The organism is Streptomyces sp. NPDC093109 (assembly GCF_040701725.1).
Lineage (GTDB): Bacteria > Actinomycetota > Actinomycetes > Streptomycetales > Streptomycetaceae > Streptomyces.
This window is the reverse complement of sequence record NZ_JBFBEZ010000026.1, coordinates 120,014-135,383: the sequence shown is the minus strand read 5'-3', so window position 1 is coordinate 135,383 and position 15,370 is coordinate 120,014. Positions and strand designations below refer to the sequence as shown.

Genomic DNA, 15,370 nt, shown 5'->3' with positions numbered 1-15,370 from the left:
GAGATCCAACGTCGCGTCGGCTGCGCCGATTGCGCTTCGCTTCACCCTTGACACCTCCCCTTCCGGCGCGTGTACGGGAGAGGGGGGGCGGCCGGGGGGAGGGGGCCCGAGGGGTCCACTGTTCTGCCGCTCGGTTCAGGGTCCGACGGGCCGGTGGGCCCTGCGGGGCTGCGCGGCAGAGGAATGGGGTGGCCCGGCACCGGCTCGGCGGCTGACGGTCCGTTGCTGGTTGCGACTCAAGCCCCGCTGGTCACCGTCGCGCTGTGGTGCCCGGAAAGCGGGCGGGAGTTGCTGCCCGGCCGGGCCCGCGGGCCGGGCATCCCCACTCGCCTGTCCCTTATGGGATGGTTTGGTGGCCGATTGGGGGTCGTCTCCGGCGGTACGTGTGTCCTCAGGTGCATTAGCGGCACTCCAGGACGCATAGACGGCCCCCGGGGGCCCGCTTGGCGCAACGCGCGTCCCGGCAGGCACCTTCCCGCGCCGCCGGACGGGGCCCGCCGCCCGGACGACCCCTCGGGTCGGGCATCTCTACTCGCCTGCCCTATATGGGCCGGTTTGGCGACCCGTTGGGGTCTCCTCGGGCGGCGCATGTGTCCTCAGGTGCGTTAGGGGCACTTCTTGGCACATGGACGGCCTTCAGGGGGCCACTTGTTGTCACATACGTCCCAGCAATCCCACAACCCACACTCGGTGACCAGCGGGGCTTGAGTCGCAACCAGCAACGGACCGTCAGCCGCCGAGCCGGTGCCGGGCCACCCCATTCCTCTGCGGCGCAGCCCCGCAGGGCCCACCCGCCCGTCGGACCCTGAGCCGAGCGGCAGAACAGTGGACCCCTCGGGCCCCCTCCCCCCGGCCGCCCCCCCTCTCCCGCACACGCGCCGGAAGGGGAGGTGTCAAGGGTGAAGCGAAGCGCAATCGGCGCAGCCGACGCGACGCAGGAGCGCCCTTTACACCTCCCCTGGAGGCGCGACACTGACAGGAGGAGGGGTGGCCCAGCGCTGCACGCTCGCTCCCGTACGCCTCGGTTACCTCTTGGTACTGACCCGCAGGTGCCGTCGGCTTACCGAAGTGGCGTGTCGGCGGTGGGCGGTTGGGGTGTGTGGGGGTTCTTTCCGCGCGGGCTGTCTTTGGGGATGAGGAGCGCGCCGTTCGCTCCGAACGTCGCGATCAGCGGTGACAGGTGCTGACGGGCGGAGATGGGGGGCGGATCCGTTGTGGTCTGCGTTGTCATGAGGTGTTGTGCCCGCTCCTCGACGCGTGATGCGGGCGTGATGTGGGGGAACAGGGTTGCCCCCTGCCTGCGCGCCGGCATGAGGAAGCGGCGGGCGGGAGGCAACCCCTTACCTCTCCCCAATGGGGCGCGGAACGGGGAGAGTTGCGCCGGTCTGGGCGGGAACCTGCCGAGGAACGCGCCCGGATGGCGACACGTGGTGACGGTAGCGTCACGGATGGGTGGGACGCAACTGTGCCCCGTGGCATTCATGTCGCTTGTTGTATGAGTGGAGCCCCCCGCCGGGCTGGGCGAGGGGCTCCATGTGCAGGTCAGGCGGATTCAGTCGATGAAGTGATCGAACTCGCCTGCTTTGACGCCTGCGACGAACGCGGCGAACTTGGTGCGGTTGGTAGTTGTAATCGTGTTCGGGTCGTCGCTCTCGCGCATCAGGATCGCACCGTCGTGTGCGGCAACCTCGACGCACTGCGGCCCGTTGCCCGAGAGTGACGATTTCTGCCAGTGGATCTCTTTGCTCATGCCTGATCTCTCACAGTTCTCGCGCGATGTGATGAACGAAGCTGCGCGACTCAACAGGCCCCAATGAAGCCTGCTCGGCAAAGTCGAGCAGCGTTCGATTGTTCTCCAGTTCGGTGGCACCGCCGAGGAAGCGGCCACCGTAGAGGTTGTCGATGTGGACGGTATCGAACTGCGGGACGAGCCCGCTCGCATATAGCACGGTGTGGGTGAGGTCGATGAAGTCCTCGTTGGTGAATGGGATGACCCGAAGCGTTATGCCCGGCCGTTCCGACATCTCGATGAGGTGCTCAAGTTGCTTGCGGGCGACCTGCCGTCCCCCGACGCGCATGCGTAGCGCGGCTTCGTGAACGGTGGCCGTCAGGGCCGGAGGATTCCCGCGGTCGAAAATCCCCTTGCGTTTCATCCGGTGATCGACCCGGGCCTCCACCTCGTTGGCCGGCAGTGGTGGAAGCGATCTGCCGAACAGGGCTCGTGCGTGATCCTCCGTCTGCAAGACGCCCGGAAATGTCACCGGTTGGAGGTAACGCAGTTGTGCGGCGTGGTGCTCCAGCTCTGCGATGTCCAGGAAGCCCAGCGGCAGAACGCCGCGATAGTCGTCCCACCAGAACTGCCCGCGCTGTTCGTGCGTGATGGCGCACATCGCTTCGATCAACGCGGTGTCGTTGCACTCGTAGAACACGGCCAGTTTGCGGACCCGCTCCTCGCTGATGCCGATCTTGCCTGCCTCGATGTGGCTGATCTTTGCCTGATCCGTGGCCAGAAGGCCGGCCGCTTCGCGGGCCGCTCTGTTCACGCTGTTGCGTAGCTTCTTCAGCTCTTCCCCGAGGCGCATCTGGCGCACCGTCGGATTGCTCCTTGCGGGCATGTCACCTTCCCCTGTCTGTGCTCAGTGTCGCGCGCATCCGCGTTGCGGGTCCACCGGTATCACCATTTCGAGTGGCTATATTGCGTCGTGGCAATTATGCGCCCTAAGGTTTCTGGTGCTGCAACTCCGCACGTCAGTAGGGGAGAACGACATGACCACCGTCAACGCCACCGCCCGCCCCGTACCCCCACCCCCGCCGCGCGGGGACACGTACCGGTTGGCCCTGCCCAACACCGCCGCCGCGCCCAAAGTCGCCCGGGACTTCGTGAGTTCGCTGCTGGGGATCAACCGGCACAGCGCGCTCGTGGAGGACGCGCGGTTGTGCGTGACTGAGGTGGTGACCAACGTGCATCGTCACACCGCCACGCCGCTCATCCGGGTGCATGTCACGGTCGACCGTAAGCGGGTCACCGTCTGTGTCGCGGACGACGAGCCCTGGGCGCTGCCCGTTGCCGTACCGGTGTCGGACCGGGACAGCGGGCGGGGGCTGTTGCTGGTCGAGAGTCTGGCGTGGGCCTGGGGTGCGACCGTGCACGGGGGTTGCTCGCCGGGGCACAAAGTCGTCTGGTTCACGCTGGCCAGGCCGTCCGGTCCGCTGGGGACCGTATGACGCGGCCGGGTGATGGTGGCGGCGGCACGGCCTGGGACTTCGTCGTTACGGCGATCTGCCTGGGCGCCCTCGCCGGGGCTCTTGTCTTCACGCCGGTGCCGGTGCCAGTGCCGGAGTGGTTACGGCGGACGGAGGCTGAGGGGGAAGTGGTAGAGGAGGAGAGCGAGGGGGACGCTGCGGCCCTTACCGCTTGGCCCCCGTCCTGAAAGTGTGGCGCGCCCACAGGTAGCCGACCAGGGAGAGTGCCGCGCACCAGGCGAGGCCGATGGCCGCGTTGTTGCCGATCTCGGTGCCGAGCCACAGGCCGCGCAGGGTCTCGATGATCGGGGTGAACGGCTGGTTCTCGGCGAACCAGCGCAGGCCGGTGGGCATGGAATCCGGCGGCACGATGGCGCTGCCGAGGAACGGCAGGAACGTCAGTGGCATCGGGATGTTGCTGGCGGTCTCCGGCGTCCTGGCGACCAGGCCGATGCCCGCGGAGAGCCAGGTGAGGGCCAGGGTGAGGAAGGCGAGCAGGCCGATCGCGGCGAGCCACTCGACGGGTGTCGCGTTGGGGCGGAAGCCCATCAGGAGGGCGGTGCCGATGACCAGCGCGATGCCGATCATCGTCTGGATCACACTGCCGATGACATGGCCGGTCAGGAACGAGGCCTGGGAGATCGGCATCGTACGGAAGCGATTGACGATGCCCTCGGTCTTGTCGACGCACACACTGATCGCGGTGGTCAGCGCGCCGGAGGTGGCCGCCATGAGGATGATGCCGGGCGCTACGTAGTCGATGTAGCCGCCGGTGCCGGTGCCGGTGCTTGTGCTGGTACCGGTTCCCAGGGCGTTGCCGAAGACGTAGTTGAACAGCAGCAGCATCATCACCGGCATGATGACGACGGTGAGCGTCAGGGACGGGTAGCGCACAGCCTTCTTGAGGTTGCGCCGCAGCATCGTCCTGGAGTCTCTGGCGGCGTAGGACACGGTGGCCATTACGCGTTCTCCTTGGGCTGGCCGGTGAGTGTCAGGAAGACATCGTCGAGGTCGGGGGTGTGCACGGTGAGCGACTCGGCCCGGACGGCGGTGGACTCCAGGGTGTCGAGTACGGCCCGCAGGTTGGGGATGGATCCGTCGCTGGGGATCTGCAGGGTGAGCGAGTCCTCGTCGCGTGTGCCGATGCCGAAGATCCCCGCGGCGGTGTCCAGGGCCTGGACATCCGCGAACCGCACCCGGATGTGGCCGCCGGGGATACGCTGCTTCAGCTCGGCGGCGGTGCCCTCGGCGATCAGCCTGCCGTGGTCCAACACGGCTATACGGTCGGCGAGTCGGTCGGCCTCTTCGAGGTACTGGGTCGTCAGGAAGATGGTCACTCCGTCGTCGGCGACGAGGTCCCGGATGATCTCCCACATGGTGCGCCGGCTGCGCGGGTCGAGACCCGTGGTGGGCTCGTCGAGGAAGATGACGCGCGGGTCGCCGACCAGGGTCATCGCCAGGTCGAGCTTGCGCCGCATGCCACCGGAGAAGGTGACGGTGGTTTTGCCCGCCACGTCGGACAGGTCGAAGCGGCGCAGCAGCTCCTTGGCCCGCCGTCTGCCCTCGCGCCGGTCGAGGTGGTGCAGATCCGCCATGAGGAGCAGGTTCTCCTCGGCGGTCAGCAGGTTGTCGACGGCCGAGAACTGGCCGGTGACGCCGATCGTGGAGCGCACCGCGTCGGCGTCCCGGGTCAGATGGTGGCCCGCGACCCACGCCTCGCCCGAGTCGGCGTCCGCGTCGATGAGTGTGGAGAGGATCTCCACCGTGGTGGTCTTGCCGGCGCCGTTCGGTCCGAGCAGGGCGAAGACGGTGCCTTCGTCGATGCTCAGGTCGATGCCGTCGAGTACGCGCTTCTCGCCGTAGGACTTGCGCAGTCCGGTGGCGGTGATCGCCGGTGCCGGCGCGGATGTTCTGGTGGTCGGCATGCCGTTTCTCCTTTTGGATGTGGGGAGTTGGGCGTACGCGAAGGTCAGGCGCGGCGGATGATGATGTCGCCGGCCGCACTGCGCGCGTACACCTCGACGGTCTCGTCGGAGTCGGAAGGGCCGTCGGCGGAGCCGAGTTCACGGCGTACCGCGCCGAACTTGGTGTCCAGGTCGAGCCAGGCCGCGGTGCCCTCGTGGACGCCCACTTCCAGCTCACCGACGGAGGTACGCAGATCGATTCGGCCGCGGGCCGCGTCGTCGACGCGGATGCTGCCGTTGGACGACACCGCCGTGACGCCGGCGTGGGCGACGCCGATCTCGATCCGGCCGTTGGCGGACTTGGCGTCGACGCTGCTGTGCGCGATGCCCACGGAGATCTCGCCGTTGGCCGCGTTGATCTTCAGGCCGCCGGTGACCTCGCCGACCTTGGTCGCGCCGTTGCCGTTCTTGACGGTCGCCGCGCCGGTGGCCGTGCCGACCTCGATCCGGCCCGCCCCGATGACCTCGATGTCCCCGGTCGCACGGGCCAGCCGGATATCGCCGAGGTCGGTCTTGAGGTGGGCGCCCGCCACCTCGTCCACCTGGAGGTCACCGAGCGAGCTCTTGAGTGTGACCTCCCCGAAGTGGCCGTCGCAGAAGAAGCTGCCCATGGCCGTGGTGGCCCGGATGTCCGATCCCAGGGGCAGTTCCACGTTCACCTCGATGGCGCCCGACTTGCCGAACAGGGAGCGCTTCTTGGGTGTCCTGACCGTCAAATGACCTCCGGAGAAGGTGACTTGGGTCTGCTGTACGGCGCGGACGTCGTTCTCGTCGGATCCGTTGTGCGGCAGCACCTCGACGACGGTGTCGGTGCGCTTGCCCGCGGTGATGCGGGCCGTGCCGGCCTCCAACTCGAAGGTGGCGGAGATCGGTTCGGGTGTGTCGTAAGTAGGCATGGCTGTGCCGTCCTCTTCGGTTGGGTGGGTTGGGTGGGTTGGGTTGGTGGGTGCTGTGTGCCGTGTGCTGTGTGTCGTGTTGGTGGTGGCAGGTTCTAGCTAGCGGACCCAGCCGGTGAAGCCCCGGTTGCCGGAGCCGGAGCCGGATCCGGATCCGGAGCCGGAGCCGGATCCCGAGCCCTTGCCGCGGCCCTGCGGGTTCGTGCGTTCCCCGTCGTCGAGCGCGATGGACGCGGCCCGCACCAGCCAGGCGTTGACGGAGAGGCCCTCCGCTGCCGCGGCGGTCTCGGCGCGGCTCTTGAGGTGGGCGGGGAGGCGGAAGTTGATCCGCGCCATGGTGCCGTTGTCGTCGGCGGCGTCCACGGGCTGCGAATGCGGCTGCGGACGCGGCGACGGCTGCGGCGAGGGCTGCGACTGCGATGGAGCGGGTGCCGGCGGCGCCGTCACCACGAACTCGGGGTCGAGCCCGCGCAGCCGTACGTCGACCGAGCCGGGCGCCAGCTCCCGGGTGACCTCGCTCATGGCCGCGGAGAGCGCGTTGAGCAGGGTGAGCCGGGTGGCGGACTCCAGGGGCGCGGTGAGCCGCTCGGCGAGGGCGCGGGCTTCGTCACCGCCGGCGTTCGCCGCGATGGCGAGTTCCTGCCGGAGGTTGTCAACGTAGGGCGTGAGGTCCATGACGCCATCATGGCACACGTATGGCGCCATGGCGAGTCATGTTGGCGCCTTTCTGGCGCCTCTGCTCTGGGCTGGGGTTTCTTGGGTGGTGCTGCTGGGTTTGGTGTCGACTGCGGGGGGAGATGGCGCGGCGTGGTGCCAGTTTGGCGCCTCGGTGGCGTGTGGCGTCTGTGCCGCCGTAGTGCTCAGGTGGTGGCGGCGCCGAACCACCTCTGGAGTTGGTCGCGCAGCTTCTGCTGGTCCTCGCCTACCCACGCCACATGGCCGTCCGGCCGCAGCAGCACCGCGGGGGCGTCCAACTCCTCGCTGACGTCGACGGCATGGTCGACCCGGTCCGCCCAGCCCGCCGCCGAGAGCCGGCCGCCGGTCTGGTCGAGGAGCAGTCCGCGGCCGGTGTGCATCAGGCCGTAGAGGTGGCCCCGCTTCAGGGTGATGTCCCGTAGGCGTCGGCCTAGTAGTTCGTGGGTGGCGTCGTCCCCGGTCCCGTCGCTGAAGTCGTAGCGGACCGCGATCGCGGTGATCTTCTCGATCAGATAGCGGTTCACCTCCTCGAAGTCCATCAGCTCCGCCAGCAGCCGGCGCACCGACCGGGGGCCCGACTCGGGGGAGAGGAGCAGCATCTGGGCGCGGGTGTTGTCCAGTACGGCGGCGGCCACCGGATGCCGTTCGGTGTGGTAGCTGTCCAACAGCCCTTCCGGGGACCAGCCGTTGACCTCGGCGGCGAGCTTCCAGCCCAGGTTGAAGGCATCCTGGACGCCGAGGTTGAGGCCCTGCCCGCCGGTCGGCGGGTGGATGTGCGCCGCGTCGCCCGCCAGCAGCACCCGGTCGACCCGGTAACGCTCGGCCAGGCGCGTGGCGTCGCCGAACCGGGACAGCCAGCGCGGCGAGTGCACACCGAAGTCCGTGCCCGCGAAATGCCGCAGCCGCTGCTTGAACTCCTCGAAGGTCGGCGCGGCCGTACGGTCCTCGGCCACCCCCTCGGCGGGCACGATGAGGCGGTAGGCACCGTCCCCGGCGGGCATGGTGCCGAACCGCAAGTGTGTCTTGCGGACTTCGTTCACCGCGGCGGCCAGCTCCTCCGGGGGTACGGCCACCTCCATCTCGCCCAGCAGCGTCTCGACCCGGGAGGGCTCACCGGGGAAGCCGACGCCGAGCAGCTTGCGCACCGTGCTGCGCCCGCCGTCGCACCCGACGAGGTAGCGCGAGCGCAGCCGCGTGCCGTCGGCCAGTTCCACGGTCACCCCGTGGTCGTCCTGGCTCAGCCCCACCAGCTCGCAGCCGCGCCGGATCTCGGTCTCCAGCTCGATGGCGTGCTCGGTCAGCAGGCGCTCGGTGACCACCTGCGGGATGGCGAGGACGTACGAATGCGCGGTGTCCAGCTGCGCGGGCCACCGCTTGCCGATGCCGGCGAAGAAACCGCCGACCGCGAACTTCTGGCCGAGCGGAAGAAACCGCTCCAGCAGGCCGCGCTGGTCCATCACCTCGACGCTGCGCGCGTGCAGACCTTGTGCGCGGGAGTACTTGGTCGGCTCGGTCAGTTTCTCCAGCACGAGCGTGCGCACACCGTGCAGCCGCAGCTCGCCGGCGAGCATCAGGCCGCTCGGTCCACCGCCGGCGATGATGACGTCGATCATTGCAAACCCCCATTTGTTGCCACAGTTTCTGGCTTCGGCTGGAGATTCTGCGGTACGACCGGGGCCTTGCCGCAAGCCCCCTGGTGCGCTATAAGTTAAGAGTGGCGAGAGGTGGGTATACCCTCTCGCCTTTCCTTGTCTCTGTTCCGTCAGTCGGCCGTGCCGACCTTGTCGAGCATGGGGCCGGGGCCGGGGCCGGCGCGGGGTGGGTAGGGGCGGGCGAGCGTACGGAGTGGGGCCGCCCCTCCTGGTGTGAGTGTCGCGTCTCCGTGCCAGGTGTAAAGGGCGCTCCTGCGTCGCGTCGGCTGCGCCGATTTCGCTTCGCTTCACCCTTGACACCTGTCCCGGAGTCGCAAGTGCGGCTTTTCGGGAGGGGCGGCCGGGTGGGAGGGGGTTGCCCGGGGGACGGATGCCCTGCCACTCGGCTCAGGGGCCGGCGGGCCGGTGGGCCCTGCGGGGCTGCGCGGTAGTGGAGTGGGGTTGTGCGGCCCCGGCTCGGCGGCCAACGGTCCGTTGCTTGCTGAGACACATGCCCCGCCGGTGGGGGTGGTGGTGTGGGTGGTGTTTGTGTGGCGGCGAGTGGACACCCGGCGGAGGGTTCTGTGTCCTGGGGTGCGCAGGACTGCACTCCGGACGGAGGGGTGGGGCAAGTCCCTTGTCGGCGGGGGGATTTGTCGGCCTCGGGGTCGCTCAAGGGTTTGTTCCGGTCGATCGCGTTCGTCACTGTCCTGCTGGTGGGTCATCCGATCAAGTGAACCCCTCATGTGCCCCGGTCCGGGGGTCGATGGGCGACCGTACGCTCCACTGCGTCGTCCGGACCAGGGGAGTGGATATGAGTTCTGTGGGTCGTAGGAGCGTCGCGGTGATGGCCGCGGCTCTGGCGTCGCTGGGGGTGGGGACCGCTGTCACCGCCGCCCCGGCGGTGGCCGCGCCGTGCAGTGGGGCGGAGTGTCCGAGCCTCAAGCCGACCCGGCTGACGACCAGTCAGGCGAGCCTGAACGTCACCCAGATGCAGTTGGAGAACATTCACGCCATGGCGGTCGACGCGGTGACCGGGGAGCCCATCCGTGGTGCCCGGATCGTGTTCGCCACCGTTGGCGGCCGGACCCTGGGCGCGGCCTACACCGACTACGACGGCGTGGCCGCGATCACCGCCCCGGAGAACCTGGGCGTCGGGACCGTACAGGAGTTGCTGGGCGGGTACGAGGCCGCCATGGTCGGCGACGGCGTCCACGCCCCGGCCGGGGCCCACGGCGCGATCACCATCGGCATCGACCAGGGCCCCGGTGTGCCGGGAGCCCCGTGCAGCATCTGTAGCGACATCAGGATCAAGCGGGACGTGGTCCCGGTCGACTGGAGCCGGTGAGGATGCGGCTCTTCCGCAGGCGGGGCGGTACGGCTCCGGGCGCTCCCGTCAACGGCTACGCGGTGCTGGAGACGGTGGCCGCGCTGCCCATCAGCACCTGGCGCTACCTCTGGGAGCCCGAGGACGTACGCCACCTCGGGCCGATGGCCCAGGACTGGCACGCGGCCTTCGGCCTCAACCGGGACGACACCACCATCCCCGTGGTCGACGGCCTCGGCGTCGCCCTGGTCTGCGTCCAGGCCCTGAACCGGCGTGTGGAAGAACTCACGGCCGAAGTCGACCGTCTGCGCGCGGCCGGCCCGAAGGGCGGGACCCCATGACGGCGACGGATCAGCGGGCGATGAGTACGGACGCGATCTGGCGGCTGCCGGTGACGGTCTGCCGTATCACCCAGTTCCTCGGGGAGCGGGCGGCCGGCGCCCTGCTGGAGCGCGCGACCGCCGCCACCGGCGACGCGCTGAGGCCCTCCATGATCCGGGACCGCGAGGTGGTCCCCGACATCCGCCGGTCCAGGTCGTACCAGGACTTCGCCGCGCCCGAGTTGATGTCGGCCATCAACGAGGTGGTGGAGGCGGTCGAGCACACCCTGGGCGTCTCCTGCGCACACACCGAACCCAGCTACAGCCTCAACGTGCACAACGACGGCGACTTCTACGGTCCGCACCAGGACAGCAGCGCCGAGTTCTCCCCCCGGCGCCTGCTCACCTTCGTGTACTACCTGCACCGCACACCCCGGCCCTTCACCGGGGGCGCGCTGCGTGTGTTCGACGCAGCCCTGCCGCTGCACACCGAGACCACCGGGAAGTGGGAGGAGCGCACCTGGCGGGACTGGGAGCCCGAGCACGACAGCATCGTCTTCTTCCTCCCCAGCGCCTGGCACGAGGTACGCCCGGTCAGCTGCCCCGGCAAGCAGCACGAGGACAGCCGCTTCGCCATCAACGGCTGGCTGTGCAGCCCCGACCCGACCGCCGGATCCCCAAAAACGGTCTGAGCGGGCCCGTTTGAGGCGGCAGGTGCCCTGAATCCCGTCTTGTGCACTCCAGGACACAAGAGCCTCCGCCGGGTGCCCACTTGTCGTCACACGAGTCCCAGGAGACCTCCCCCATCCCACGGTGACCAGCGGGGCATGAGTGCCGGCCGATGGGCGGCCGTCAGCCGCCGATACGAGCCCCGCTGCCCCATTCCACTGCCGCGCAGCCCCGCAGGGTCCGCCGGGCCGCCGGACCCTGAGCCGAGCGGCAGGGCATCCGGTCCCCCGGGCAACCCCCTCCCACCCGGCCGCCCCTCCCGATAAGCCGCACTTGCGACTCCGGGGCAGGTGTCAAGGGTGCAGCGAAGCGCAATCGGCGCAGCCGACGCGACGCAGGAGCGCCCTTTACACCTGTCACGGAGTCGCGACACTCACAGCTGGAGGGGCGGCCCACCTACCCAACGACCCGCACCACCGCCCCGCCCTCTCCCCGCCCGCCCCCTACCGCACCCACACCCCCTACTCACCCCGCGCCGCCGTGAGTTCGTGCGCCAGGGCCACCAGGTGCGGGATTCCCGGGTGCGGGCCGTCCTCGCGCCAGGCCAGGTGGACGGGGAGCGGTGGGGCGTCGGTGAGGAGGCGGTAGGCGATGCCCGGGTGCGGGTGTACGGCCGCCGTCGAGGTGCCCGTGACACCGACGCCCCTGGCCGCCGCGATCGCCGTCAGCCAGTCGTCGGTGTTGCCGACCGTGAGGGTGGTGACCGGGCCCGCGGCGGAGGGCCAGAGGGCCCGGGTGGTGGTGCCCGAGACCGTGTTGACCATCACCGGCTGCGACGCCAGGTCCGCGAGCGTCAGTGTGTCGCGCGCGGCCAGCGGGCCGTCCGCCGGGACCGCCGCCATGCGGGGCTCCGTCAGCAGCAGCTCCGTGACCAGTCCCGGCGTGTCCACCGGGCCGCGCAGCAGCGCCGCGTCCACCTCGCCCCTGGCCAGTCCGGCCGTACGGTCGTCGATCCGGCGCAGCTCCAGCGGGGTGTCCGGGTACCGCTCCTGCCAGCGGCGCAGCAGCGGTGTGGTGTACGTGCCGAGGGCGGACCACGCGTGTCCGACCCTGAGCGGGCGGCGGCGCAGCCGGCCGGTGTCCAGCGCCGCGTCGAACGCCGCGACGGCCGTCGCGGCCAGGCCGCGGAAGGCGTGGCCCTCGGCGGTGAGGACGAAGTGATGGGTGGAGCGGTCCGCCAGCCGTACGCCGAGATGGTTCTCCAGCGCGGCGAGGGTGCGGGAGACGGACGGCTGGGTGAGGTGGAGCCTGGCCGCCGCGCGGGTCACGCCGCCCTCTTCGGCGACCGCCAGGAAGCAGCGGAGATGACGCAGCTCGATGCTCATGCGTCCGGAGCATAATCGCAGCGCGATTGGCATTTCACAGGGTGGAGGACGCGGCCGTACCGTCCTTTGGTAAGGGCCCTCCCGGTAGTGCAGTATCTTGGACTTCTCGTTCCCTGTAATGCACTAAGTGATGTACTCAACGGAAAGAAGGTCGGTCCGCAGTGGAAGAGTTGCGCGAGTCGCCCACCCGCACCGCCGCTGCCGCCGTGGACGCACCCGCCGTGGACGCACCCGCCGTCGACGCTCCCGCCGTGGACGCACCCCGCCGCGCGCTCGGGCCCGTCGCGCTCGTCATCGCCAGCGGGCTCTCCGTACAGTTCGGCGCGTCCGTCGCCATCATGCTGATGCCGCGCGCCGGCGCCCTCGGAGTCGTGTCGCTGCGGCTCGCGCTCGCCGCCGTTGTGATGCTCGCCGTCTGCCGGCCCACGCTGCGCGGCTACTCGCGCGCGGACTGGGGCACCGTCGTCGCCTTCGGCGCCGCCATGGGCTGCATGAACATCCTCTTCTACCAGTCCGTCGACCGTATCCCGCTGGGCGCCGCCGTCACCCTCGAAGTGCTCGGGCCGCTCGCGCTCTCCGTGATCGTCTCCCGGCGGCTGGTCAACCTGCTCTGGGCCGTCCTCGCGCTCGTCGGTCTGGTGCTGCTCAGCGGCCTCGCCACCGGAGGCGGCGGTACGGACGGCGGCGGTCTCGACCGGCTCGACCCGGTGGGCGCCGCGTACGCGCTCGGCGCCGGTGCCATGTGGGCCGCGTACATCGTCTTCAGCGCCCGCACCGGGCGGCGCTTCCCGCAGGCGGACGGGGTGGCCCTGGGCATGACGGTCGGCGCGCTGATCGCGCTGCCGCTCGGCATAGCCGAGTCGGGGGCCAAGCTCCTGGCGCCCAGCACGCTCGGGCTCGGGCTCGCGGTGGCGCTGATGTCCTCCGTACTGCCGTACACCCTCGAACTCCTCGCCCTGCGGCGGATGCCCGCGCCGACCTTCGCCATCCTGATGAGCCTGGAACCCGCCATCGCGGCGACCGCCGGCTTCCTCGTACTGCACCAGGCGCTCTCCGCCACCGACGCGCTCGCGATCGCGCTGGTCATCGTCGCGAGCATGGGCGCCGTACGGACGCAGATCGGGCCGCGGCGCGGTCCGCGGGCCGCCCGGGGGAGGGCCGGCCGTAAGGCGGCGGCCGGGGGTCTCCCCAAGTAGCCCCCGTACGAGCGATATTGGCGGTCACGCAGCGCCGGAAGCATCGCGTCGAAGGGGTCGCCCCATGGTGTTCCACAGCGAGATGGTGTTCCACAGCGAGTACGCCGATGTACCCGTCCTCGACCTTCCCATTCACGAGGCCGTGCTCGGCCGGGCCGCCGCATACGGCGACTCCGTCGCGCTGATCGACGGCACGAACGGTACGACCACCACATACGCCCAGCTCGACGCCGCCCACCGCCGGCTCGCCGCCGCCCTCGTCGACGCGGGTGTGCGCAAGGGCGATGTCCTCGCCCTGCACAGTCCGAACAGCGTGGTGTACCCCATGGTCTTCTACGCGGCCACGCGCGCCGGGGCGGCCGTCACCACCGTCCACCCGCTGGTGACGGCGGAGGAACTCGCCGCGCGGTTACGGAACTCCGCCGCCCGCTGGATCGTGACCGTCGCGCCGCTGCTCGAAGTGGCGCGCCGTTCGGCGGAGTTGGTCGGCGGGATCGAGGAGATCTTCGTCTGCGACCGGGTGGCGGGGCACCGGTCGGTGCTGGATCTGGCGCGGGGACCGGTGAGTTGGCCGGCGCGTACGCCGATGGCCGTTCCCGAATCCGTCGCCGAATCCGTCGCCGAATCCGTTCGTGAATCCGTCTCCGAATCCGTCCCTGACGTCCCCGACGTCCCCGACGTCCCCATCGATCCCGGCGTGGACATCGCCGCTCTCCCCTACTCCTCCGGCACCACCGGCGCCCCCAAGGGCGTCATGCTCACCCACCGCGCGATCGCCACGAACCTGGCGCAGCTCGCGCCGTTCCTCCCCATCAGGCCCGGCGACCGGGTCCTCGCCGTGCTGCCGTTCTTCCACATCTACGGGCTGACCGCGCTGATGAACGCGCCGCTGCGGCACGGTGCGACCGTGGTCGTCCTGCCGCGCTTCGACCTCGACCAGTTTCTGCGGGCCATCGAGAAGTACCGGGTCAACGGCCTGTACGTGGCCCCGCCCATCGTCCTCGCGCTGGCCAAGCACCCGTCCGTCACCCAGCATGACCTCTCCTCGCTGGAGTACATCCTCAGCGCCGCCGCCCCGCTCGACGCCCGGCTCGCCGCCGCGTGCGCGGCCCGGCTGGGGCTGCCGCCCGTACGGCAGACGTACGGCCTGACGGAGCTGTCGACCGGCACGCATGTGGTGCCGCCGGACGCCGTGGAGCCGCCGCCCGGCACTGTCGGGAAGCTGCTCCCGGGCACCGAGATGCGGATCGTCCCCCTCAACGGCCGGGACGACCGCGACGGTGGCCACGACACCGCCACCCCCGCGGGGGCCGAGGGCGAGATCCTGCTGCGCGGCCCGCAGGTCATGAAGGGCTACCTCGGCGGGCCGGAGACCGCCGGCGCGACCGCCGCCATGATCGACACCGACGGGTGGGTGCACACCGGCGACATCGGGCGCACGGACGAGGACGGCTGGCTCTACGTGGTGGACCGGGTGACGGAGCTGATCACGCACCGGGGCCGCCGGATCGCGCCCGCCGAACTGGAGGCGCTGCTGCTGTCGCACGACGCCATCGCGGACGCGGCGGTGATCGGGGTACGGGAGGATTCCGGCGGCGAGGAAGAACACCCCGGCGACGTCGGTGGCGGCAGCAATGGTGACGGCGACGGCGAGGTGCCCAAGGCGTACGTCGTCCGGCAGCCCGGCGCGGAGGCGGTGACGGCGGAGCAGGTCATGGCCTACGTGGCGGAGCGCGTCGCGCCGTACAAGGAGGTGCGCCGGGTCGAGTTCATCGGCTCCGTACCGCGCGCAGCCTCGGGCAAGATCCTCCGGCGCGAGCTGCGGGACCGCGAGGCGCGCGACCGCGCGCGGGCCGCCAGGACGGGGGGCACCGGCGCGAGCGTGTGGGGGAACCCGGGCAACACGTGGGAGTACGGGCGCGAGATCGGCTGGGAGGCCCGGTAGCGCGCGGGGTGGGGGCGGGCGCAGGGCTGCTCCCGCCCCCACCCCTGGGGCCCCACCCGGGCTCCCGCTCCGGACGCAGCCACCCCCTGCCCCGGCCC

14 protein-coding genes are annotated in these 15,370 nt (G+C 70.4%); 6 read left to right on the top strand and 8 right to left on the bottom strand.

The annotated features are described in order from the left end of the window. Positions 1–1,552: 1,552 nt before the first annotated feature. A complete protein-coding gene (locus AB0389_RS24485) occupies positions 1,553–1,750 on the bottom strand; it encodes a DUF397 domain-containing protein (protein WP_366397606.1) in 198 nt (65 codons plus the stop codon). A 10-nt stretch (positions 1,751–1,760) separates the two neighbouring features. Next, a complete protein-coding gene (locus tag AB0389_RS24480; protein ID WP_366397619.1) occupies positions 1,761–2,582 on the bottom strand; it encodes a helix-turn-helix transcriptional regulator in 822 nt (273 codons plus the stop codon). Between the two features lie 184 nt (positions 2,583–2,766). Between AB0389_RS24480 and AB0389_RS24475 the strand changes: the two genes are divergently transcribed. Then, the gene (locus AB0389_RS24475; RefSeq protein WP_366397605.1) at positions 2,767–3,225 is read left to right on the top strand and encodes an ATP-binding protein; all 459 of its coding nucleotides are present in this window, start codon (positions 2,767–2,769) and stop codon (positions 3,223–3,225) included. 183 nt (positions 3,226–3,408) lie between these two features. Here the strand turns inward: AB0389_RS24475 and AB0389_RS24470 are convergent, their stop codons facing one another. The 5 genes from AB0389_RS24470 to rox all read right to left on the bottom strand — a co-directional run bounded on the left by AB0389_RS24470 (position 3,409) and on the right by rox (position 8,412). Further along, complete coding sequence (locus AB0389_RS24470) at positions 3,409–4,203, bottom strand: ABC transporter permease (RefSeq protein WP_366397604.1); 795 nt, start codon at positions 4,201–4,203, stop codon at positions 3,409–3,411. After that, a complete protein-coding gene (locus AB0389_RS24465; protein ID WP_366397603.1) occupies positions 4,203–5,168 on the bottom strand; it encodes an ATP-binding cassette domain-containing protein in 966 nt (321 codons plus the stop codon). The genes AB0389_RS24470 and AB0389_RS24465 overlap by 1 nt, the downstream gene beginning before the upstream one ends. A 44-nt stretch (positions 5,169–5,212) precedes the next feature. After that, complete coding sequence (locus tag AB0389_RS24460; RefSeq protein ID WP_366397602.1) at positions 5,213–6,103, bottom strand: DUF4097 family beta strand repeat-containing protein; 891 nt, start codon at positions 6,101–6,103, stop codon at positions 5,213–5,215. A 99-nt stretch (positions 6,104–6,202) separates the two neighbouring features. Continuing rightward, positions 6,203–6,778, bottom strand: a complete 576-nt coding sequence (locus AB0389_RS24455) for a toxin-antitoxin system HicB family antitoxin (protein WP_366397601.1) — start codon at positions 6,776–6,778, stop codon at positions 6,203–6,205. 185 nt (positions 6,779–6,963) lie between these two features. Further along, the gene (gene rox, locus AB0389_RS24450) at positions 6,964–8,412 is read right to left on the bottom strand and encodes a rifampin monooxygenase (protein WP_366397600.1); all 1,449 of its coding nucleotides are present in this window, start codon (positions 8,410–8,412) and stop codon (positions 6,964–6,966) included. Between the two features lie 865 nt (positions 8,413–9,277). Here rox and AB0389_RS24445 point away from each other — a divergent pair. Genes AB0389_RS24445 through AB0389_RS24435 form a run of 3 tightly spaced genes read left to right on the top strand, consistent with a single transcriptional unit; the run spans position 9,278 to position 10,769 of the window. Beyond that, on the top strand, positions 9,278–9,778 hold the full coding sequence (locus tag AB0389_RS24445) for a hypothetical protein (protein WP_366397599.1): 501 nt from the start codon (positions 9,278–9,280) through the stop codon (positions 9,776–9,778). Positions 9,779–9,780: 2 nt separating this feature from the next. After that, positions 9,781–10,098, top strand: a complete 318-nt coding sequence (locus AB0389_RS24440; RefSeq protein WP_366397618.1) for a tail fiber domain-containing protein — start codon at positions 9,781–9,783, stop codon at positions 10,096–10,098. Beyond that, positions 10,095–10,769, top strand: a complete 675-nt coding sequence (locus tag AB0389_RS24435) for a 2OG-Fe(II) oxygenase (protein ID WP_366397598.1) — start codon at positions 10,095–10,097, stop codon at positions 10,767–10,769. Before AB0389_RS24440 ends, AB0389_RS24435 begins: the two co-directional genes overlap by 4 nt. A gap of 498 nt (positions 10,770–11,267) precedes the next feature. Here the strand turns inward: AB0389_RS24435 and AB0389_RS24430 are convergent, their stop codons facing one another. Next, complete coding sequence (locus AB0389_RS24430) at positions 11,268–12,131, bottom strand: LysR family transcriptional regulator (protein WP_366397597.1); 864 nt, start codon at positions 12,129–12,131, stop codon at positions 11,268–11,270. A gap of 221 nt (positions 12,132–12,352) precedes the next feature. On the opposite strand from AB0389_RS24430, the gene AB0389_RS24425 reads away from it, so the two are divergent. Both AB0389_RS24425 and AB0389_RS24420 read left to right on the top strand, forming a co-directional pair. Further along, positions 12,353–13,327: an EamA family transporter gene (locus AB0389_RS24425; RefSeq protein WP_366397617.1), complete on the top strand. Its 975-nt coding sequence runs from the start codon at positions 12,353–12,355 to the stop codon at positions 13,325–13,327. Between the two features lie 82 nt (positions 13,328–13,409). Beyond that, on the top strand, positions 13,410–15,272 hold the full coding sequence (locus tag AB0389_RS24420) for an AMP-binding protein (protein ID WP_366397616.1): 1,863 nt from the start codon (positions 13,410–13,412) through the stop codon (positions 15,270–15,272). Positions 15,273–15,370 lie beyond the last annotated feature (98 nt).

Coding starts and splice junctions, on each gene's coding strand:
- AB0389_RS24430 (WP_366397597.1), bottom strand. CDS start 12,131: ATGAGCATCGAGCTGCGTCATCTCCGCTGCTTCCTGGCGGTCGCCGAA.
- AB0389_RS24445 (WP_366397599.1), top strand. CDS start 9,278: ATGGCCGCGGCTCTGGCGTCGCTGGGGGTGGGGACCGCTGTCACCGCC.
- AB0389_RS24420 (WP_366397616.1), top strand. CDS start 13,410: ATGGTGTTCCACAGCGAGTACGCCGATGTACCCGTCCTCGACCTTCCC.
- rox (WP_366397600.1), bottom strand. CDS start 8,412: ATGATCGACGTCATCATCGCCGGCGGTGGACCGAGCGGCCTGATGCTC.
- AB0389_RS24440 (WP_366397618.1), top strand. CDS start 9,781: ATGCGGCTCTTCCGCAGGCGGGGCGGTACGGCTCCGGGCGCTCCCGTC.
- AB0389_RS24460 (WP_366397602.1), bottom strand. CDS start 6,103: ATGCCTACTTACGACACACCCGAACCGATCTCCGCCACCTTCGAGTTG.
- AB0389_RS24435 (WP_366397598.1), top strand. CDS start 10,095: ATGACGGCGACGGATCAGCGGGCGATGAGTACGGACGCGATCTGGCGG.
- AB0389_RS24475 (WP_366397605.1), top strand. CDS start 2,767: ATGACCACCGTCAACGCCACCGCCCGCCCCGTACCCCCACCCCCGCCG.
- AB0389_RS24480 (WP_366397619.1), bottom strand. CDS start 2,582: ATGCGCCTCGGGGAAGAGCTGAAGAAGCTACGCAACAGCGTGAACAGA.
- AB0389_RS24465 (WP_366397603.1), bottom strand. CDS start 5,168: ATGCCGACCACCAGAACATCCGCGCCGGCACCGGCGATCACCGCCACC.
- AB0389_RS24455 (WP_366397601.1), bottom strand. CDS start 6,778: ATGGACCTCACGCCCTACGTTGACAACCTCCGGCAGGAACTCGCCATC.
- AB0389_RS24485 (WP_366397606.1), bottom strand. CDS start 1,750: ATGAGCAAAGAGATCCACTGGCAGAAATCGTCACTCTCGGGCAACGGG.
- AB0389_RS24470 (WP_366397604.1), bottom strand. CDS start 4,203: ATGGCCACCGTGTCCTACGCCGCCAGAGACTCCAGGACGATGCTGCGG.